At 66.3% G+C, this 18479-nt stretch carries 19 protein-coding genes and 2 riboswitches; of the genes, 7 read left to right on the forward strand and 12 right to left on the reverse strand.

All coding sequences use genetic code 11. The features are described 5' to 3' along the window. Nucleotides 1-26: 26 nt before the first annotated feature. From ACKAE7_RS10205 to ACKAE7_RS10240, 8 genes are all read right to left on the reverse strand, one after another. Complete coding sequence (locus ACKAE7_RS10205) at nucleotides 27-1403, reverse strand: molybdopterin molybdotransferase MoeA (protein ID WP_408979090.1); 1377 nt, start codon at nucleotides 1401-1403, stop codon at nucleotides 27-29. Further along, nucleotides 1400-1693, reverse strand: a complete 294-nt coding sequence (locus ACKAE7_RS10210; protein ID WP_181038097.1) for a DUF6457 domain-containing protein — start codon at nucleotides 1691-1693, stop codon at nucleotides 1400-1402. The genes ACKAE7_RS10205 and ACKAE7_RS10210 overlap by 4 nt, the downstream gene beginning before the upstream one ends. A 16-nt stretch (nucleotides 1694-1709) precedes the next feature. Further along, the gene (locus ACKAE7_RS10215) at nucleotides 1710-2354 is read right to left on the reverse strand and encodes a molybdenum cofactor guanylyltransferase (protein ID WP_229666419.1); all 645 of its coding nucleotides are present in this window, start codon (nucleotides 2352-2354) and stop codon (nucleotides 1710-1712) included. Between the two features lie 40 nt (nucleotides 2355-2394). Then, nucleotides 2395-2895: an HNH endonuclease gene (locus ACKAE7_RS10220; RefSeq protein WP_066273874.1), complete on the reverse strand. Its 501-nt coding sequence runs from the start codon at nucleotides 2893-2895 to the stop codon at nucleotides 2395-2397. Between the two features lie 272 nt (nucleotides 2896-3167). Next, nucleotides 3168-3950, reverse strand: coding sequence for an NlpC/P60 family protein (locus ACKAE7_RS10225; RefSeq protein ID WP_188811088.1), 783 nt, complete (start codon nucleotides 3948-3950; stop codon nucleotides 3168-3170). A gap of 159 nt (nucleotides 3951-4109) precedes the next feature. Beyond that, on the reverse strand, nucleotides 4110-4820 hold the full coding sequence (locus ACKAE7_RS10230) for a C40 family peptidase (protein WP_188811086.1): 711 nt from the start codon (nucleotides 4818-4820) through the stop codon (nucleotides 4110-4112). Nucleotides 4821-4890: 70 nt separating this feature from the next. After that, a riboswitch (cyclic di-AMP (ydaO/yuaA leader) is annotated at nucleotides 4891-5064 on the reverse strand. 136 nt (nucleotides 5065-5200) lie between these two features. Further along, on the reverse strand, nucleotides 5201-6025 hold the full coding sequence (locus ACKAE7_RS10235) for a M23 family metallopeptidase (protein ID WP_408979100.1): 825 nt from the start codon (nucleotides 6023-6025) through the stop codon (nucleotides 5201-5203). A 10-nt stretch (nucleotides 6026-6035) separates the two neighbouring features. Beyond that, a riboswitch (cyclic di-AMP (ydaO/yuaA leader) is annotated at nucleotides 6036-6277 on the reverse strand. A gap of 106 nt (nucleotides 6278-6383) precedes the next feature. Then, nucleotides 6384-7079: a metal-dependent transcriptional regulator gene (locus tag ACKAE7_RS10240; RefSeq protein ID WP_104186160.1), complete on the reverse strand. Its 696-nt coding sequence runs from the start codon at nucleotides 7077-7079 to the stop codon at nucleotides 6384-6386. A 281-nt stretch (nucleotides 7080-7360) separates the two neighbouring features. Between ACKAE7_RS10240 and serC the strand changes: the two genes are divergently transcribed. Further along, nucleotides 7361-8491: a phosphoserine transaminase gene (serC, locus tag ACKAE7_RS10245; protein ID WP_408979091.1), complete on the forward strand. Its 1131-nt coding sequence runs from the start codon at nucleotides 7361-7363 to the stop codon at nucleotides 8489-8491. 147 nt (nucleotides 8492-8638) lie between these two features. On the opposite strand, the gene ACKAE7_RS10250 is transcribed toward serC, so the two are convergent. Together ACKAE7_RS10250 and ACKAE7_RS10255 are read right to left on the reverse strand one after the other, a co-directional pair. After that, the gene (locus ACKAE7_RS10250; RefSeq protein WP_190614629.1) at nucleotides 8639-9286 is read right to left on the reverse strand and encodes a DUF3027 domain-containing protein; all 648 of its coding nucleotides are present in this window, start codon (nucleotides 9284-9286) and stop codon (nucleotides 8639-8641) included. A gap of 6 nt (nucleotides 9287-9292) precedes the next feature. Further along, nucleotides 9293-9676, reverse strand: coding sequence for a cold-shock protein (locus tag ACKAE7_RS10255; RefSeq protein WP_188811080.1), 384 nt, complete (start codon nucleotides 9674-9676; stop codon nucleotides 9293-9295). A 225-nt stretch (nucleotides 9677-9901) separates the two neighbouring features. Here ACKAE7_RS10255 and ACKAE7_RS10260 point away from each other — a divergent pair, with 225 nt between their 5' ends. From ACKAE7_RS10260 to ACKAE7_RS10270, 3 genes are read left to right on the forward strand one after another with little or no spacing between them, the layout of a single operon-like run. After that, nucleotides 9902-10135 (forward strand): hypothetical protein, encoded by a 234-nt coding sequence (locus ACKAE7_RS10260; RefSeq protein WP_188811078.1) that lies wholly within the window; start codon nucleotides 9902-9904, stop codon nucleotides 10133-10135. A gap of 10 nt (nucleotides 10136-10145) precedes the next feature. After that, nucleotides 10146-12650, forward strand: coding sequence for a helicase-associated domain-containing protein (locus ACKAE7_RS10265; RefSeq protein ID WP_408979092.1), 2505 nt, complete (start codon nucleotides 10146-10148; stop codon nucleotides 12648-12650). Continuing rightward, complete coding sequence (locus ACKAE7_RS10270; protein WP_377195394.1) at nucleotides 12647-14293, forward strand: DNA repair helicase XPB; 1647 nt, start codon at nucleotides 12647-12649, stop codon at nucleotides 14291-14293. Before ACKAE7_RS10265 ends, ACKAE7_RS10270 begins: the two co-directional genes overlap by 4 nt. A 25-nt stretch (nucleotides 14294-14318) precedes the next feature. On the opposite strand, the gene ACKAE7_RS10275 is transcribed toward ACKAE7_RS10270, so the two are convergent. Then, a complete protein-coding gene (locus ACKAE7_RS10275) occupies nucleotides 14319-15188 on the reverse strand; it encodes an FHA domain-containing protein (RefSeq protein ID WP_191035267.1) in 870 nt (289 codons plus the stop codon). 5 nt (nucleotides 15189-15193) lie between these two features. After that, nucleotides 15194-15451 carry a hypothetical protein gene (locus ACKAE7_RS10280; RefSeq protein WP_408979093.1) on the reverse strand — a complete coding sequence of 86 codons (258 nt, stop codon included), beginning with the start codon at nucleotides 15449-15451 and terminating at the stop codon, nucleotides 15194-15196. A gap of 218 nt (nucleotides 15452-15669) precedes the next feature. On the opposite strand from ACKAE7_RS10280, the gene ACKAE7_RS10285 reads away from it, so the two are divergent. From ACKAE7_RS10285 to ACKAE7_RS10295, 3 genes are all read left to right on the forward strand, one after another. Continuing rightward, on the forward strand, nucleotides 15670-16170 hold the full coding sequence (locus tag ACKAE7_RS10285; RefSeq protein WP_408979094.1) for a DUF427 domain-containing protein: 501 nt from the start codon (nucleotides 15670-15672) through the stop codon (nucleotides 16168-16170). Nucleotides 16171-16242: 72 nt separating this feature from the next. Beyond that, nucleotides 16243-16953: a response regulator transcription factor gene (locus ACKAE7_RS10290; RefSeq protein WP_104186151.1), complete on the forward strand. Its 711-nt coding sequence runs from the start codon at nucleotides 16243-16245 to the stop codon at nucleotides 16951-16953. A 2-nt stretch (nucleotides 16954-16955) separates the two neighbouring features. Then, on the forward strand, nucleotides 16956-18464 hold the full coding sequence (locus ACKAE7_RS10295; protein ID WP_408979095.1) for an ATP-binding protein: 1509 nt from the start codon (nucleotides 16956-16958) through the stop codon (nucleotides 18462-18464). Nucleotides 18465-18479: the final 15 nt, after the last annotated feature.

Consider the following 18479-nt stretch of genomic DNA (forward strand, 5'->3'; position numbering starts at 1 on the left):
GCGCAGCCGGCCCCTCCCGGGCTTCGTCAGCCAAGGAGTTCGCTCCAGTCCACGGGACCGGTGGCGGCCGGCTTTGCAGCTGTCCGGCCTGTCCTTCCGGCGCTGCGCGTCTTCGGCCTGGCATTGGGGTCAGGGGGCGCAGGGATGGGCTGCCCCCAGGGCAGGGCGAAGGCTGGCACCAGCTCACCGAGCTTCACCCCGTGGGGAGGAACAACCATAACGCCGTCGGCGGAGGCCAGCCCCCGCATCATGCCCGGGCCGGTGTACTGGGCCGGGGAGGCCATCCCGTACAGCAGCCGGAACGGCATAAGGCGGGTGCGCCCCGGCTCCGGCTCGAGAGTGGTTCCGCACGGCACGTCCTGGACCGCCGGCATCTCGCCGTGCCCCAGCGCCGCCAGGAGCGGGGCCCCTACCGTGGACAGCGCAATCATGGCGGCAAGCGGGTTGCCCGGCAGTCCCAGCACGAAGCGCCCGTCCGGAAGTTCGGCCAGGACGGCCGGATGCCCCGGACGCATGGCCACGCCGTCGATGATCAGCCGCCCTCCCAGCTCAGCTACGGCCCGGCGAAGGTGGTCGGTGCCTGATTTTCCTGTCCCGCCGGTGGTGATGACGACGTCGGCCGGCAGGTCCGGCGCCCCCGGCACCTCCGGGACCACGTCCTCCAGCGCGCCCAGCCACTCGGCATAGGAATCGCCGATCCTCTGCTGCCCGCCGGGGATCCCGCCCAGCATGCCCACCACGGCCGGCAGTTGCGGGCCGAAGGTGTCCCGCACCTGGCCGGGGACGGGCACGCCGTGGCCAACCACTTCGGAGCCGGTCAGCAGCAGCCGGACCAGGGGCTTTCCCTGGACCACAAGTTCGTCATATCCAGCCAGGGCGGCCAGCGCCAGGTGTGCGGGGTTGAGCACCACTCCTGCCCTGACCAGGACGTCGCCCCCGGAAGCCTCCTCCCCCGCTTTCCGCACGTGCTGGCCGGTGCGGGGCTCGCCGGGGCGGGCCGTGCCGCCCGTCATCAGGATGGGCAGTCCGTCCTCGTCCTTGTCCAGCCGGGCACTTTCACTGCGCAATACCGACTTGCCACCCGGGGGGATGAGTCCCCCCGTGGCGATGGGACTGGCCTGGTGCGGGGCAAGGGGCGTACCGGGTTCAACCAGGATCCAGGGTCCGGTGCCGTTCACCGCCCAGCCGTCCATTGCCGACGACGCATAGTGGGGCATGTCCTGCAGCGCCACGATGTCCTGGTTCAGTTTCCGTCCGAGGGCAAGCTCCAGCGCAACCGGCCCGGCGGGAATCGGCTGGGCGGCGTCGAAAGCGGCCTGCCGGGCTTCGTCCCATGTGTGGTCGAGATGCCGGGGCTGGTCAGCTTCGGGTTTGCTCGGTTCCTCCTGGGCGTCGCTGGTCATTCGCCGGGAGTCCCGGCGGCTTCAGCATCGTAGTCGGCGGCCAGGGTGCGGGCCACGGCCAGCGCGGATTCCATGGAAGCGGCGTTCGTTGCCTGCCCGGAACCCGACGCCAGCCCAGCGGCATAACCCGCGATAAAGGTGGTCAGCGGTGCCGCCGGGCGGACCACCGAGTGGGCGGCCACACCAGCCAGGGCAAGGATGGCGTTGACGTCCACCTGGACGTCCTCGAGCTCATAGGCCTGGAGCAGGGACCTGCACCACTCCTCCAGCGTTTCATCCTGACTTTTCACGAACGTGCCTCCCAAGTTAACTGCGGCTGCGCCGGTCCTGGCCCTTGTCCTGGTTCCCGGCGGCAATCCCTAGTGCGGCGGCATCATCCCACGTGTCCACGTCTGCCGTGGAACCTGCGGGGACGGTGACAGGCTGCACCTCCAGACTAGCAAGGAGGGAGCGCACGGAGCCGTTGATTAAGGCACCGCGTGACGACAGTTCCGCCGCTGATTTTATTAACCCGGCCGTGCGGTAGATGCCGGCCAGCGGCTGGAGGGTCCCGTCACCGGAACGGGCCACGACGCCGTCACCCCCTCCCGGGATCAGCGCCTCCTTCAGTGCCGCTACGGCGTCCTGGACCAGCGGCATATCGCACGCCAGCACAAGGGTGTATTCCGTTGTGCTGCTGCCGTGCTGTGCAAGAGCCTCCAGCCCGGCCGCGATGGCTGCAGCCGGCCCCGCGAACTCCGGTTCTTCACGGCACCAGATCAGCCCGGGAGCGGAAGATTCCGGCCGGGGACCCACCACCACCGTGCTGGAGGCACCTGCGGACGCGGCAAGCGCACGCTGCAGGAGAGTGGCATTGTGGAAGACAAGGTCCTGCTTCGGCACTCCGCCCAGCCGGGACGACCGGCCGCCGGCCAGGATGAGGGCATCGAAGGGCAACCGGTTCTCTTCCACTCCCCCAGCCTAGTCACCAAGCGCATGGTGCGGGGTGGGGTCAGGCGGCGCGCTCGGGCAGCAGGAACGGGTCCCAGGCGGGGGTGGGCTTTTCGAGTTCCTTGATCTGCCAAATGGTTCCGTGCGGGGGCTCCGGGACGAACCGCAGCTTCCACCCCATCTCGGCGGGAGTATGGTCGCCCTTGACGTTGTTGCAGCGCAGGCAGGCCGCCACCAGGTTCTCCCAGGAATCGGCACCGCCGCGGGACTTGGGCTGGACATGGTCGATAGTGTGGGCTGCTTTTCCGCAGTAGGCGCACCGGTGGCCATCACGCCTCAGCACTCCGCGGCGGCTGACGGCCGTGGCCTGGTTGTATCTGGGACGGATATAGCGGTTCAGGAGGATAACGGACGGGCGGCCCAATATCTCCTGCGGTCCCACCACGGGATCATCACCCTCGGCAACCACGCTGGCTTTGCCTGTGAGCACAAGCACCAGCGCCCGGCGGAACGTGATGACCGCCAGCGGTTCATATCCAGCATTCAGAACGAGAGTGCGCATGCACGTACCTCTTCACGGCCGCACCCGTCAGGGGCACGAGGGCCGGCTGCCCTCGGCATGTCCGGGCTATGGATCGACACCACAAGAGTAAACATAGAAGCCCACTATCAGCTAATTGCGGTTTTCCAAAACTGCCGTGTCGGGTCCATTGGCGGGGTTCCCCGGGTGGCTGCGGGCTGCACTCCGCCGGCATCGTCCTTAAATGGAAGAACCCCTGCCGCGGGGCAGGGGTTCTTCGTGCCGTTCCCAGGGAAAGGCTAACGCGGGGCTCGTTAGTTCACGCGGATGAAAACAGGGCCGGAGCCAACATTGGCGCTGAAGACGACAGTCTGGTTTCCGTTGTATCCACCGTGGACAGCCTGGCCGTTGCCGGCGTAGACAGCGATGTGGGCCATGCCCGCGCCACCGTCTGCGTAGTAGATGAGGTCGCCCGGCTGGGCTTCCGCGGCGCTTACGGTGCGGCCCAGGGAGAGGTACCCTGCAGGCCAGTCGTGGAAGTTGATGCCCACTGCAGCCAGGGAGTTGGTCACCAGCATGGTGCAGTCCTGCGTGACGCCCAGCTGTGCGTACGCAGCGGAGAGGATGGCTGCGCCCTTGCCGCTGGCGGAAGCGGCAGGAGCTGCAGCGGGTGCAGAGGCGGTGGTTACCTTGGCGGTCACCTTGGGGGCTGCGGCAGGCTGGACGACGGCGGGAGCCGGCTCGGCTTCCTCGACCTCAACAGGAGCTGGCTCTTCCTCGACAACCACAACAGGCGCGGGCGTGGTGGTGACGGCCGGCTTCTCGAAGGTGATGGCGATGGTGGAAGCAGCGGAGATCGGCGCCTCGACAGAGGACTCAACTTCCAGGGTGGACGCCGGGGCGGAGTCGCGCTGGACGCTGGAGTCAGCCGCGTTTGCAGCGATGCCGCTGGTCAGCACCAGGCCTGAAGCAGCAGCAATAACCGCTGCCTGGCGGCCCATGCCGCCGGCGTTGCCGCCAACAGCCTTGGCGATAACGGCAATTGAGCTGGTCTTGGTGACTTCGGCGCGATGCCGTGCGGTGGCACGAGTAGTCATCAGTTCTCTCTTTCGTTTTCCTCAGGCCGTTGTGGGCACCAAGGGGTATGGGCGTGCCGGCATCTTGGGGGTACGCCGGCACGCCCCGAACGGGGATGTGGTGTTTGTGGAAAGCGTGGTGGAGCAAAGAAATAGCTCTTGGGCCCGAAGGCCCAAGAACTATTTATTGATCGTGAAGAAGGCGGAGCTTCCGGTGGCGGCCACCGAGTGAAGCAGCGTGCCCTGGGAGGGGTTGAGCGCGCTGATCATCATGCCGTTGCCGACGTAGATGCCTACGTGCGCGCCACCGTTCTGCATGACCAGGTCACCCGGCTGCGGGGTGGAGGTGGGCGTCATTGCCGTCCAGGCGTTGACGCGCGGGATGCTGATGCCGGCCTGGGCATAAACCCACTGGGTGAAGCCGGAGCAGTCCCAGCCGTTGGGGGTGGTGCCGCCCCAGACGTAGGGACGGCCGATGCCGGTGTACGCGAGTGCGGCAATGCCGGAGGTGGAGGCCGAGGAAACCGTTTCGGCCTGCTTCTCAGCTGCAGCTTCGGGAGCCGGCGCGGTGGAGGCCGACGCGGTGGAAGCCGTCCGGGTTCCGGAAGCAGTCCGGCTCTCGGAATCGGTCGACTGTGCCCGCACCGGTGCCGGCTTCGGAGCGGCGGTGGTCTTCACCACGGGACGCTCGAAGGAGACGGTGGCGGTGGGTGCTGCGGTCACCGCGAGGGCGGACTGGGCAGACCCGGACTCGGTGGAAGCGGAAACGCCGGCGGTGGTGTCCGCGGCGTTTGCAGGCAGGCCCATGCTGAGGATGAGACCGGAAGCGGCTGCGATAACGGCAGCCTGGCGACCTACTGTCCCGGCATTGGCACTAACAGCCTTGGACACGGTGTCCAAAGGGTTGGTACGAACCGTTTGCGCACGGTGGCGCGCAGAATTATGGCGTGAAGACACGAAGGTAGCCTCTCCCAATGCCTGCGAGGTGAGCTGTCGGATTCGGATGGGAGTCACCCGGCCACATCGCTTCCAAGGAAGCTTTGCGACTTAACCCCAAGGCCTTCGCTCAAGCAAAGACCAAAATTGGTTCCCCCGCCCCTGCCAGACGATGAAATGCGAACGGACCTTGAGCGGTGGCAGAGCTAGGCAATCCGCACAAGAGCGTCAACTTCGGAAAAGTTGACGCGAGTTAGACGGTACAGCAGTTTTCGTTGAATGTCACATTCAGGTCACGGCAGGTCACGATGATTCGAGAGTGAACCATCATTTGACTACAGCCAGCCGGTGGGATCGACGACTTCGCCGTTGACCTGGACCTCGAAGTGGAGGTGGCAGCCTGTTGAAGCACCCGTGGTGCCGCTGAGCGCGAGGACATCGCCGCGGGAGACCGTCTGGCCCTCGGTGACGCTGAAGGACGAGAGGTGGTTGTACGTGGTCTCCAGGCCGTTGCCGTGGTCCACGACAACCCGGTTTCCGCCGCCGTACTGGTGCCAGCCAACGAATGTCACAGTGCCGGTGGCTGCTGCCAGGACCGAGGTGCCGCACTGGGCCACGTAGTCCTGGCCGCGGTGAAAGTCACCGGAGCCGCCGGTGATCGGGCTGACCCTGTAACCGAACGGGGAGGCAGTGGACAGCGCGGCCAAAGGGGCTCCGAGGCTTCCGGCAGATGCTGCGCGGGATACGGAACCTGCGGACTGCGCGCTGAGCAGCTGCTTCAGTTTGCCGTCGGGGTCCGCCTGGGTCACCACGGCAGAGCGGCTGAAGTCGATCTGCGCGCCGGCCTCGGCCGATACCTGCGGCTGCGGAGTGATAGCCGAGGCTGCCACCGGGGTAACGCTGCCGGCACTGTCGGTGGCCATGACGGGGCTGGTGGCCGGAACGGTCACGGTCAACACCAGCCCGGTGGCGGCCAGCGCAATTCCGGCCTTCTGGCCGATTCCGCTGGCGGAGGCAAATTCAGTGATTTGCCGGAAGGGTCCTCGACGGCGGCGTGCATCACGGTGCGGATCGCGGGGGCGTTCCGTGGTGATGACCTCGACAACGCGCGGCGTTGAAACGGGGGCGGCCGCGCGGCGGCGCCCCTTGGGGGTCTGCATGGACAAGAAGGGTTCCTCTCTGGAAAGCCTGCGAAGTTAGCTGTCGGATTCGGGTCAGAGAGTTCACAGACCCGGTCCGCCTGGGCAAGCTCGGCACAGAGGTATCCCCGGAAGGATCCAACGCTGGAAGAGGCTTGCTGCTGACGGACTTCACCCCAAGGCAGTCCCCCGTCTGCCGGTTGTGGTTCCCCCGCCTCTGCCAGTAATGACTCGTGCACCTGATCCGCTGGCAGAGCTCGGCTCCGGATCAGGTAACGCTTTAGTATCTACGCTTGGGTTTAACTATAGGGCCAGAAGTCCCAAAGTAACAATTCCGTTATCTTTGCCTATTCTGCCCCAGCCGGGGTAGTAGGCCCGTTTACCGGATGGCAACGAAGACGTGGGCCGCCACTTCCGGTGGCAGCTCCAGGGCGCCCTCTATGCCGGGCACGCGGACCGAAATGTAGTCTCCCACCCGCTCCAGCGAGACTGCGGCCCCGGGGCGGATTCCACCCTCGTCCAGCTGGACCAGCAGTTCCGGTTCCACCTGGATCGGCTCAGCCAGGCGGCTTACGGTTACCTCGGACGCCGGGCCATAGGACTTCATTGCTTCCAGAAGGCTGATGGCCCCGTCGGCAAAGCCCTGTGATGCCTGGCCGCCGAGGGCAGCGAGGCCAGGGATGGGGTTGCCGTATGGGGACTCCGTTGGGTGGTCAAGCAGCTCGTAGATGCGCCGTTCCACGCGTTCGCTCATGACGTGCTCCCAGCGGCAGGCCTCGTCATGGACGTAGGCCCAGTCCAGGCCGATCACGTCTGCCAGCAGCCTCTCCGCCAGCCGGTGCTTCCGCATCACTTCGGTAGCGCGCTTCCGGCCAACTTCGGTGAGTTCGAGGTGCCGGTCTCCCGAGACCACCACCAGGCCGTCCCGCTCCATCCTGCCAATGGTCTGGGACACTGTGGGCCCTGAGTGGCGCAGGCGTTCGGCGATTCGGGCGCGAAGGGCAACGATATTCTCTTCCTCAAGCTCCAAGATGGTCCGAAGGTACATCTCCGTAGTGTCGATCAGATCCGTCATCCAGCTCAGCTCCTCGAGCGCAGTACCTTGCGTTGTCCCACCGTATCGCCTTCCGCGCGACGTAGTCCGTTGAAAAGCTTAGCCTATTTTGACTTTGTCCGAATAGTTGGCGGCCGTCACACCAGGCCGTCTCAGTGTCTGGACTATGACGGCGCCGGTTCCCGCCCCAACGCCTGTTCAGGCAGAATGAGGAGGGCCGAAAGTTGCAGTCACAGCCGACTGTCCGCCAAGCAACCACCCGTCCGGACCCTAGCCGCGTCCACGCCGAAATTGGAGCACCTGTGAGCGAAAACAGCATCACTATTCCCGCCGACCTCCTGCCCAAGGACGGACGGTTCGGCGCTGGCCCGTCAAAGGTCCGGCAGGAGCAGATCGATGCGCTTTCCGCCGCGTCGAAAACCATCCTGGGAACCTCGCACCGGCAGGCTCCGGTGAAGAACCTGGTGGGGTCGGTGCGCGAGGGCCTCAGCCAGTTCTTCCGGGCACCCGAGGGCTATGAGGTGGTCCTCGGTGTCGGCGGTTCCACTGCGTTCTGGGACATCGCCAGCTTCGGCCTGGTGGAGCAGAAGGCCCAACACCTCTCGTTCGGTGAGTTTGGGTCCAAATTCGCGGCCGCCACCAACAAGGCGCCCTTCCTGGCTGCCTCCTCCATCATCAAGTCCGAACCAGGTACCCGCCCGGCCGCGCAGGCCGAAGCGGGCGTTGATGCCTACGCCTGGCCGCAGAACGAGACCTCCACCGGCGTCTCCGCCCCCGTGAAGCGCGTAGCAGGCGCGGACGAGGGCGCACTGGTGCTGGTTGACGCAACATCAGCGGCCGGCGGCCTTGACGTGGACGTGGCGGAGAGCGACGTCTACTACTTCGCCCCGCAGAAAAACTTTGCCTCCGACGGCGGACTCTGGCTGGGCTTGTTCTCCCCCGCCGCCCTGGACCGCGCGGCCCGCATCAAGGCCACCGACCGCTGGATCCCGGATTTCCTCGACCTGCAGACCGCAATCGACAACTCGCGGCTGAACCAGACGTACAACACGCCGTCGTTGTCCACCCTGGTGACGCTGGATGCCCAGGTGCAGTGGCTGAACGCCAACGGCGGCCTGGACTTCGCCTCCGCACGCACCGCCGATTCCGCCGGCCGCATCTACAGCTGGGCCGAATCTTCCGAGTTCGCCACCCCGTTCGTCACCAACCCGGATGAGCGCTCCAACGTCATCGCCACCATCGACTTTGACGAGTCCGTGGACGCAGCCGTGGTGGCAAAGGTGCTGCGGGCCAACGGCGTCGTGGACACCGAGCCCTACCGCAAGCTCGGCCGCAACCAGCTGCGCATCGCCACGTTCGTGGCCATCGAACCGGACGACGTTTCCGCGCTGCTGGCCAGCATCGACTTCGTGGTGGGCAAGCTGCGCAAGTAGCGGGCTCCAGCAGCAGTCCGCGCTGCGGGCTCAGTGGTCCCAAAAGCAGCGCACCCAGCAGCAAAGAGCGTTAAATTACAAAGGCGCCGCCCGGAGTTAGTTCCGGGCGGCGCCTTTGTGTATGTCGCGGGGAGTGTTCAGCGTGCCTCAAGGTGTGACGGCGTCGTCTTCCGCGTGCTGTGCGGGCGGAAGAGAGGCACCACCAGGAGCGTCGACGGCGGGCTCTGTTCCGGCATCCTGGGCGTCGTCATCGGCTTCGCCTTCCACGGGCCCGGCTTCCTGCCCGCCAGCTTCCGGCTCCCCTGCCCGGACCTGCTCCGGCTCCTGGTCCTGCTCATCCTCGGGCCGGACGCGTTCAGCCCACGGCACCCATTCCGGGGCAAGGATCGAATCTTCCGACGGCAGCAGGCCGAGTTCGCTGACGGTGACCACCTTGGAGCGGGAGTTGCGGGTAAGTACCGCGTACCACTGCCAGCCCAGGTAGCCAGGCAGCCGGGATTCAAACAGGTGCGTCACCAGGCGGTCGCCTTCGCTTTTGGCCGCCAGGTGGCGGCCAACGGTCGGTGCAGGCGTGATTTCCTCCACAGCAGCACGCGCCGCGTCCACGGCGGCGGCAAGGAAAGCATCCGGCTTCCCTGTCCGCCATACCGGGACACCCGCGCGGCGCTTGGAGGCAGCCTTCGTCCCCGCAACTGCGGGGCCGGCAGCGGCCGCGCCACCCGCCGTCGTACCGTCCTCTTCCGGCATGTCCTGTTCCGGCGGGGCCGGGACCGGCTGTTCAGCTTCCGGGATCATCAGTGCCTAAACGTCCAGCTCGTCGGCAACCTTACGCAGGGCAGCGGCGATGGCCTTGCCCTTGTTGCCTTCCGGGTATTTGCCTGCCGAGAGCGTTCCGGACAGGTTGTCCAGGACAGTCACCAGATCCTGGACAAGGGGAGCAAGGTCTTTTGCACTGGGCCGCTTTGCCTTGGCGAGGGAAGGTGTCTTGTCCAGGACGCGCAGGCCAAGCGCCTGGGCGCCCTTCCGGCCGTCAGCCACACCGAACTCAACCCGGGTGCCGGCCTTAAGCTCTGTTACGCCCTCGGGCAGCGACGATTTAGGCAGGAATACCTCCTGGCCGTCCTCGCCCGCGAGGAAACCAAAGCCCTTGTCCTTGTCATACCACTTGACCTTGCCGGTAGGCACGTAATCAACCTTCTTCGTTCTGCGTCTTCTGACACGGCCGCCCGCCACCGCATCCGCATTGCTGTGCGGGTTTAGGGTATGGCGGCTGCAGGCCGTGTTGGTCTATCCCCCAAGGTTATCCTGCCCACCGCCCTATTCCTGCTTTTATGTGCCTTGCGGAGGCATTCCGGGGCTCCGTGCAGCAGCGTTCACGCCGGAGGGTGCCGGAGCTGTAGCGTTACGTCCATGACTCCCTCGCGTTACCGGCGCGCCCTGATGATCCTCGCCGCAGCTGTCGCCGTGCTCTCCCTGGTGGCAGTAGGCACCGTGATGGCCTTGGCCTTCGCCGGGTCAGTGGCCCCCTCCTGGGTAACGTACTCGGCGCTGTACGGCCTGCCGGTCGCGTTCCTCCTGATGCTTTTCCTGGTTCTGGACAGCGTTGCCGGGCGGCGCCGGGCAGGAAAGCCGGACCGGCGGTAACGTTGGACTGATGTCCCTCATTCGCGCGTTGAGCAAGGAGCTGGAGGCACGCAGCGACAATTCACTGCGTGCGCTGTTCGACGCCCGGCCGGACCTCATCACTCCCCCCGTCCCCGACTTCGGCGCCCTCGCGGCGCGGGCCAGCGCCAGGCTCAGCGTGCAGCGTGCGCTGGAACGGCTCAACAGGCCGCAGATGCAGGTCCTTGAGACACTCCACCTGTGCACCAATACGGACACCGGGCACAGCGCCTCGGCGGCTGGACTCCGCAAAATGATTCCGGGATCGTCAGGGGCCGCGGTTGAACGGATCCTGCACACTCTGCAGGACCTGGCACTGGTGCACCGTGCCGATCCTCCCCATGGCACCCCGGAATCTGCGGCAAAACAGCGCCACTACCTCCCGGTGGGTTCGCTTAAGGATGTGGTAGGGATCTATCCCGCCGGGCTGGGCAGGAGCTACACGGAACTGGTCCGGCTTCAGCCCGCCTTCGCCCAGCGCGTGGTGCAGCTGGTCTCCGAGCTGCACCGCAGCGGCGTGGCCATCCACGATGCCACTACTCCCATGGAGGCGGCGCTGGCGCTGCAGCACTGGACCTCCTCGCCTGAGGCCCTCAACACCATCCTGTCCACGGCACCGGAGCGGACGACGGCGTTGCTCGCCAGGTTCCGCAACTGGGCCATGGGGGCGGTCCCCCAGGCGCAACGCAAGGCCTCCATCACCACGGAGGGGTCCGACGTCGGGCCCGTCGACTGGCTGCTGGCGCGCGGTTTGCTGGTGCCCCTGGACGCCGCACACGTGGAGCTGCCCCACAGCGTGGGACTCTCGCTGCGCGGCGGCGCGATCATCAACGATTTCACCCTCCAGCCCCCTGTCCCAGAGCTCGGCCGGACCTCTGCGGTCCTGCGCAGGAATGCTGCGCTCAGCGCAATATCGGAGACGCTGCGGCTGATGGGCGAGCTCCTCCATGCCGTACGGGAGCAACCCTTGGCCACGCTGCGCAGCGGTGGCGTAGGGGTGCGCGAGATGAGGCGGCTGGCCGAGTTGCTGCGGATCGACCAGCAGCAAACGGGACTCCTGCTGGAGCTGGCCGCACTGGCAGGCCTGATTCGCCTGGACGTCGATTCCTCGTCCTGGGTCCAGCCTCCGCAGCTTGAATGGCTGGTCCTGCCGCGCCAGGAACAGTGGCTCTGGCTGGTGAATGCCTGGCTGGCCAGCGAGCGCGTGCCGTCCCTGGTGGGCCAGCCCATCAACGGGACGCGGGGCGTGCCGGCGGCGCACCGTTCAGCCTCCGGCAGCACCATCATCGCTTTGTCGGCGGAAGCCCAACGGCCTGACGCTCCCCTGGTCCGCAAACGCATCCTGGAGATTTTGCACGAACTGACCGTGGAGGCCGGCTCCGCAGACGGCACCGCACCGGTGCTTGATGCCGCAGCGGTCCTCCAGCGCGCGGAATGGGCCCAGCCGCGGATGGCCCGCCGCTTCAGCTCGATGATCCGCGGTGTGCTCGCCGAAGCTGAACTCCTGGGCCTGGTGGGGTCCGGCGCCCTCAGCCAACTGGGCAGCGCCCTCGCGGAGGACCAGCCGGAAGCCGCGATTGCCATCCTCGGCGAACACCTGCCGGCAGCTTTGAGCCATGTCCTGCTCCAGGCAGATCTCACAGCTGTCGCCCCGGGGTACCTCGACCCCGGGCTGACCGAGAAGCTACTGGTGATGGCTGACGCCGAAGGCCAGGGGCCGGCCACCATCTACCGCTTCTCGGAAGGCTCCATCAAGCGGGCCCTGGACACGGGGTACGACGCTGCCGGCATCCTGGAGTTCCTCCGCGATCACTCCGCCACCGCGGTGCCCCAGCCTCTCCAATACCTTGTGGAGGACACATCGCTGCGGCACGGAAGGCTGCGGGTGGGGCCGGCGGCCAGCTTCGTCCACAGCGAGGACGAGGGCGCCCTGCTGGAGCTTCTGTCCGGGCCTACGGCAGCCCACCTGAAGCTGGAGAAGATTGCCCCAACTGTCCTGGTTTCGTCCGCGCCACCGCGGGAAACCGCACAGGTCCTCCGCACCCTGGGCCTCTCCCCTGCCGTGGACGGCGCGGATGAGCCCGTCGTCCGGCTCCGCGGAACCCAGGCCGCCCAGGACGCCCACCGCCCGGTGTACACCGCGCCGCGGATGGCGCCCGGGACGGAGGAGGTGGAAGCCCAGCTGGCGGTCCTGCGCCAGGGTGGCGCCGCCGTCGGACACCGCGGCGCGCCCGGAGACCACGCCGGCGAGACGGGGACGCAGCTGGGGCTTGAGGCCCTGCAGCGCGCCATCAGGCTCAAGCAGCGGATCAGCATGAACGTGGTGGACGGCCTGGGGAATGCCAACCTGGAAACGGTTGTTCCGCTCTCTGTAAGCGGCGGACGCGTCCGGGTGTTTGATCCCGCCAGGGAAACTGAACGCGTGCTGTCCATCCACCGCATCATCGACATTGAGGCTGCAGAGGAAACTGCACCAGTGAAGGACTTCCCGGCGTGAACGACGGACCTTTGATCGTCCAAAGCGACAAGACCATTTTGCTGGAAGTGGACCATGAGCTGGCAACCGAAGCCCGCCACGCCATCGCACCCTTCGCGGAGCTCGAACGGGCACCGGAGCACATGCACAGTTACCGGCTGACGCCCCTGGGGCTCTGGAACGCCCGCGCAGCCGGACTGGATGCGGAGAAGGTTCTGGATACATTGCTGAAGTACTCGCGCTTCCCCGTGCCGCATTCGCTGCTGATCGACGTCGAAGAAACCATGTCCCGCTACGGACGGCTGCGCCTGGAGAAGGACCCCCAGCACGGGCTGGTCATGCGGACCGATGACTATCCGGTACTGGAGGAAGTCATCCGGGCCAAAAAGATCCAGCCCCTGCTCGGGCCCAGGATTGACGGCGAAACAGTGGTGGTGCACGCCTCCCAGCGGGGACAGCTCAAACAGCTGCTGCTGAAGATCGGCTGGCCGGCCGAAGACCTGGCGGGCTACGTGGACGGCACACCACACCTGATCGCCCTCAACGAGGACGGCTGGAAGCTGAGGCCCTACCAGCAAATGGCGAGCGACAACTTCTGGTCCGGAGGCAGCGGCGTGGTGGTGCTGCCCTGCGGCGCCGGGAAGACGCTGGTGGGGGCTGCCGCCATGGCTACCGGGTCCACCACCACCCTGATCCTGGTGACCAACACCGTGGCCGCGCGCCAGTGGAAGGACGAACTGCTGAAGCGCACGTCCCTTACGGAGGACGAGATCGGCGAGTACTCCGGGGCGGTCAAGGAAGTCCGCCCGGTGACCATCGCCACCTACCAGGTCCTCACCATGAAGCGCGGCGGCCTCTACCCCCACCTGGAGCTGGTGGACGGGCACGACTGGGGTTTGATCATCTACGACGAGGTGCATCTCCTGCCAGCGCCGATCTTCCGGATGACGGCGGACCTGCAGGCGCGGCGGCGCCTCGGACTGACGGCAACCCTGGTGCGGGAGGACGGCCGCGAGGGCGAGGTGTTCAGCCTGATCGGGCCCAAACGTTACGACGCGCCCTGGAAGGACATCGAGTCCCAGGGCTACATCGCGCCAGCCGACTGCGTGGAAGTCCGCGTGGACCTGCCCAAGGACGAACGGGTTGCCTACGCCATGGCTGAGGACGCTGACAAGTACCGGCTCTGTGCCACCTCCGAGTCCAAGACCCAGGTGGTGGAGCAGCTGGTCAGCCGGCATACAGGTGAACAGCTGCTGGTCATCGGCCAGTACATCGACCAGCTGGACGAGCTCGGCGAGCGCCTAAATGCGCCCGTGATCAAGGGCGATACATCGGTAAAGGTGCGCCAGAAGCTGTTTGACGCCTTCCGTGCCGGGGAGATCCAAACGCTGGTGGTCTCCAAGGTGGCCAACTTTTCCATCGACCTTCCCGAGGCCTCTGTGGCGATCCAGGTGTCGGGCTCATTCGGTTCCCGGCAGGAGGAAGCCCAGCGGCTGGGCAGGCTCCTGCGGCCCAAGAAGGACGGCCGCTCGGCACGCTTTTACTCGCTCGTGGCGCGGGACACCCTGGACCAGGACTTCGCCGCCAAGCGCCAGCGGTTCCTGGCGGAACAGGGCTACGCGTACCGGATCATGGACGCCAAGGACGTGGAAACGGCTGACTAGGCCGTGCCGGCCAGGTTGGGTCCTGTCAGGTCACCCCGCGCGAACTGTCCCTTTCCATGGTGCCGGTCCGAGGATCGAACTGCGGGCGCTCGTACGCCAGTTCACCACCGCTGCGGCCGCCGTAAGGGCGGCCGTGGTCGGCGAACTCTTCCCGGAAGAAGGCGAGGCACCACTGCCCCATCTGGATCCTGGCGCCGGTGCGAAGCACTGAAGGTCCGCCCTGCGCCACGCTGCCGCTGACCACGCCGTGAGGGACCAGGACGTACTCGTCCAGCTCGTCATGCCTGATTTCGGCATGGAGCCCTTCCAGCCCCTCCAGGAGGATGTCGCAGCCAGGGTCGCTTCCGATCGTGGTCTTCTCCCCGGCAAGCGTCACTTCCCTGGGGATCTGTCCGGTCCATGTGGCTGAATCCTGGACGAAGATCAACCGCGGCCGGCCGCTGCCCCGGGTGTAGTGCGTGGTGGTGATCCGGCGGTTTATCTTCCGCCGGACGGTGGGGAGCAAGGGCAACGGAGTGGACGGCGGCAGCAGCGGGACGGCTGCCGCCTTGCGCCGGCCCTGCCTGACAATCGGTACGAGTGCTCCCAGCTTGCCCAGTTTGATGTGGGGCGACCGCGTCACCAGGCGCTGTGAGGCGGGGCTGTTCACCGCCCCCAGGCTGACGATGCTTCCGTCCGGGCCGGAGAGGGTGACACTGAGTCCCTTCCCGGCCAGCATCTCCGCCAGTGGCCTGATTTCGTCCAGTGACGGGATGCCGCCGCCTCCCAGGGGTGCCAGGCTGTCCATGGACACCGTGACGTCCGTGCCCGAGGACCGGGCGCTGCCCCTCGTAACCGATCCGGACTCATCTGTGTACGAGAAGTCCAGATCCACGTCCAGGCGGTAGTCAGCCATATCCGTCAGCCACGGTTCAGATCGGAGCCAACGGCATCCTTGTCGCTGGTGGTGACGCGCAGGCTGCCGTTCAGCTTCCAGGTGGCCCGGGGAGCGTCGGGGCCAATGTCACGCGGCACCTCGACGGTCATATCAACGAACTGGTAGTTGATCGCGGCACCCTTGCCGGTGAGGTATGACCACATCTCCTCCGCCAGGTCCGCCCAGTCCCGGATGCTGCGTTCGTTGGATGCGGTGTTTTCGGATGCACTCAGGTCAGTCATGATGGTCTATCCCCTTCATTGGGCCGGAAATCCTTGAAGAACATGTTGTACAGCAGCCAGGCACGGATCCGCGGGCGCCGGGAGGGCCCTGCGGTGCCGGATTAGGGATGGACCCAAGCCCGGCACCATCACTGTATTCCCGTGCTGCACCCGGTGGAAGGCGTGAAGCCCGGAACGTTCTTACTCCGGTTTGGGTTCCCGTCCTGCACACTGGAGGCATGCGCCCAAAAGTTACCCCCGCCATCCCCCGCCCCGGACAGGAATCCGTATGGGACTACCCCCGGCCCCCACGCGTGGAGCCGGGCACCGAACGGATCCGGATCGTCCTTGGCGGCGAACTGATCCTGGACACCGCTGACTCGCTCAGGGTGCTCGAAACCAGCCACCCGCCGGTCTACTACTTGCCCCGGTCGGCGTTCCCGCCAGGGTCCTTGGAACCGGCCCCCGGAAGCAGCTTCTGTGAGTTCAAAGGCGCAGCACACTACCTGACTGTCCACGGCGGCGGGACGGTGGCTGAAGCAGCAGCGTGGTTCTACCCGGAGCCATCCAAGGGGTATGAGGCACTGGCTGACCGCGTTGCCGTGTACCCGGGCAGGATGGACTACTGCGAAGTGGAGGGCGAGCGTGTCCGTCCGCAGGCGGGAGGCTTCTACGGAGGCTGGATCACTGACCGCGTGGCTGGCCCGTTCAAGGGCGAACCCGGGACCATGGGTTGGTGAGCACCCCCTTTCCCCACCTGGCTTCCAACAAATATCCAGACAACTCCCAGAGTCTGGGAGCATGATGGGAGCATGAACAAGAACGGTCCAGAAGCGAAGCTCCTCGTTGTCGACGACGAACCCAACATCCGCGAGCTGCTCTCCACTTCGCTGCGGTTTGCTGGATTCGACGTCGTCTCGGCAGCCAACGGACGTGACGCCCTTGCAGCCGCGGATGCCCATGCCCCGGACCTGGCCGTGCTGGACGTCATGCTGCCTGACATGGACGGCTTCACTGTCACCCGCCGCCTCCGCGCCGCCGGGAAGCATTTCCCGGTCCTGTTCCTTACTGCCAAGGACGACACCGAGGACAAGGTCACCGGGCTCACTGTCGGCGGGGACGATTACGTCACCAAACCGTTCAGCCTCGATGAGGTGGTGGCCCGGATCCGCGCCGTCCTGCGCCGCACGCAGCCGATGATGGATGACGACGCCGTGATCCGCGTGGACGATCTGGAGCTCGACGACGACGCGCACGAAGTACGCCGCGGCGGTACCGTGATTGAGCTCTCCCCCACCGAGTTCAAGCTGCTCCGCTACCTCATGCTCAATCCCAACCGGGTGCTCTCCAAATCGCAGATCCTGGACCACGTCTGGGAATACAACTTCAACGGTGACGCCTCCATCGTGGAGTCGTACATTTCCTACCTTCGCCGGAAGGTGGACATCGACCCCGACGCCCCCGCACTGATCCAGACCAAGCGCGGCGTGGGCTACGTGCTCCGGACGGCAGAAAAGCGCTGACCTTGCTGCAGCGATGGAAGTCGGCGTCCCTGAGGACGCAGCTGGTGGCCATGATCATGGCGCTGCTGATAGTTGCCCTGACAGTGACCGGGGCTGGAACGCTGGCGCTGCTGCACAGTTACCTGCAGGGGCAGGTGGACGGCAAACTGTATGCCGCTGTGGACCTGGCCCGGAAACAGCGCTCCTTCACGCCGCTGCAGGCTCCCACGAACCCGATGGTCCCCACGGACTATTCGTTGATTCTCTTCGCCCCCGGCGAGGAGCCCTATCCGTTCGGCGGCGATCCGGAGAACCGCCCGGACATCAGCTCCATCACCGTGGAACAGGCCCAGGCACGCGGGACGGTCCCGTACCAGGTACGGGGCACGGACGGCGAAAACTGGCGGGTGGTCGCGGTGCCCGTGCAGAACGGCCAGACCACAGCGGTGGTGGCCATAGGGCTGCCCCTGCGCAGCGTCGACGACGTCCTTAAGCATGCCACGCTGGTGGTGACCGGGGTGGGGCTGCTCACCCTGCTGCTCGCGTCCCTCATTGCAAGCTGGACCGTCTCCCGCTCCTTCAGGCCGCTGGCCCGGGTGGAAAAGACGGCGGCCGCAATCGCCGCCGGCGATCTTTCCCGCCGCGTGGAGGTCGAAAACCCCGGCACCGAGCTCGGGCGGTTGAGCAGGTCGCTGAACGCCATGCTCGCCCATATCGAAACAGCCTTCGCGGCCCGCACCGCATCGGAGGCGAGGATGCGGCGGTTCGCGGCCGACGCCTCCCATGAGCTGCGGACCCCGCTCGTGACCATCCGGGGGTTCTCCGAGCTGTACCGGCATGGCGCGCTGGCCACGGAGGAAGACGTGTCCACAGCCATGGGAAGGATCGAAAGCGAAGCCAAGCGCATGGGTTCGATGGTGGAGGACCTGCTGCTGCTGACCCGCCTTGACGAGCAGCGGCCGCTGCAGCAAAAACCCGTGGACCTCCAGCTCATTGCGCATGATGCCGTAGTGGACACCCAGGCCAGCGACCGCTCCCGCGTGATTTCGCTGACCGGCCTCGACGGCGGCCCCGCCACGCCTGCCCCTGCGCTGGGCGACGAAGCCAAGCTCCGCCAGGTAGTGGGCAACCTCGTGGGCAACGCCCTCCGTTACACCCCTGAGGGCAGCCCCATCGAGCTGGCGGTGGGGGTCCGGGCGGCGGAAGACGGGCAGCTGCTCTCCGTGATCGAAGTTCGGGACCACGGGCCGGGCATCTCGGAAGAAGACGCGTCCAAGGTCTTTGAACGGTTCTACCGGGCAGACACCTCCAGGACGCGGGAAACGGGAGGCAGCGGGCTGGGACTCGCCATTGTTGCCGCGATCGTGGGCTCCCACAGCGGCAGCGTCCGGGTTGAAAAGACCGACGGCGGCGGCGCCACCCTCGTGGTCAGCCTTCCGCAGCGTAACGACATCCCGGATGCGGGGATGCGCGTGGAAGAGAACCGTGCTGAAAAGAGCAAGGGCAGCGGCGGCGAGGTTATGCACATATAGCCGTTTGCAGTGGCA

It is taken from the genome of Pseudarthrobacter sp. NKDBFgelt, from assembly GCF_046097905.1.
Taxonomy (GTDB): domain Bacteria; phylum Actinomycetota; class Actinomycetes; order Actinomycetales; family Micrococcaceae; genus Arthrobacter; species Arthrobacter polychromogenes.

Bases quoted from the DNA above. Each gene is read 5' to 3' on its own strand.
- ACKAE7_RS10205 (WP_408979090.1), bottom strand. From the start codon at position 1,403: ATGACCAGCGACGCCCAGGAGGAACCGAGCAAACCCGAAGCTGACCAG.
- ACKAE7_RS10220 (WP_066273874.1), bottom strand. From the start codon at position 2,895: ATGCGCACTCTCGTTCTGAATGCTGGATATGAACCGCTGGCGGTCATC.
- ACKAE7_RS10225 (WP_188811088.1), bottom strand. From the start codon at position 3,950: ATGACTACTCGTGCCACCGCACGGCATCGCGCCGAAGTCACCAAGACC.
- ACKAE7_RS10235 (WP_408979100.1), bottom strand. From the start codon at position 6,025: ATGCAGACCCCCAAGGGGCGCCGCCGCGCGGCCGCCCCCGTTTCAACG.
- ACKAE7_RS10240 (WP_104186160.1), bottom strand. From the start codon at position 7,079: ATGACGGATCTGATCGACACTACGGAGATGTACCTTCGGACCATCTTG.
- ACKAE7_RS10250 (WP_190614629.1), bottom strand. From the start codon at position 9,286: ATGATCCCGGAAGCTGAACAGCCGGTCCCGGCCCCGCCGGAACAGGAC.
- ACKAE7_RS10260 (WP_188811078.1), top strand. From the start codon at position 9,902: ATGACTCCCTCGCGTTACCGGCGCGCCCTGATGATCCTCGCCGCAGCT.
- ACKAE7_RS10265 (WP_408979092.1), top strand. From the start codon at position 10,146: ATGTCCCTCATTCGCGCGTTGAGCAAGGAGCTGGAGGCACGCAGCGAC.
- ACKAE7_RS10275 (WP_191035267.1), bottom strand. From the start codon at position 15,188: ATGGCTGACTACCGCCTGGACGTGGATCTGGACTTCTCGTACACAGAT.
- ACKAE7_RS10280 (WP_408979093.1), bottom strand. From the start codon at position 15,451: ATGACTGACCTGAGTGCATCCGAAAACACCGCATCCAACGAACGCAGC.
- ACKAE7_RS10285 (WP_408979094.1), top strand. From the start codon at position 15,670: ATGCGCCCAAAAGTTACCCCCGCCATCCCCCGCCCCGGACAGGAATCC.
- ACKAE7_RS10290 (WP_104186151.1), top strand. From the start codon at position 16,243: ATGAACAAGAACGGTCCAGAAGCGAAGCTCCTCGTTGTCGACGACGAA.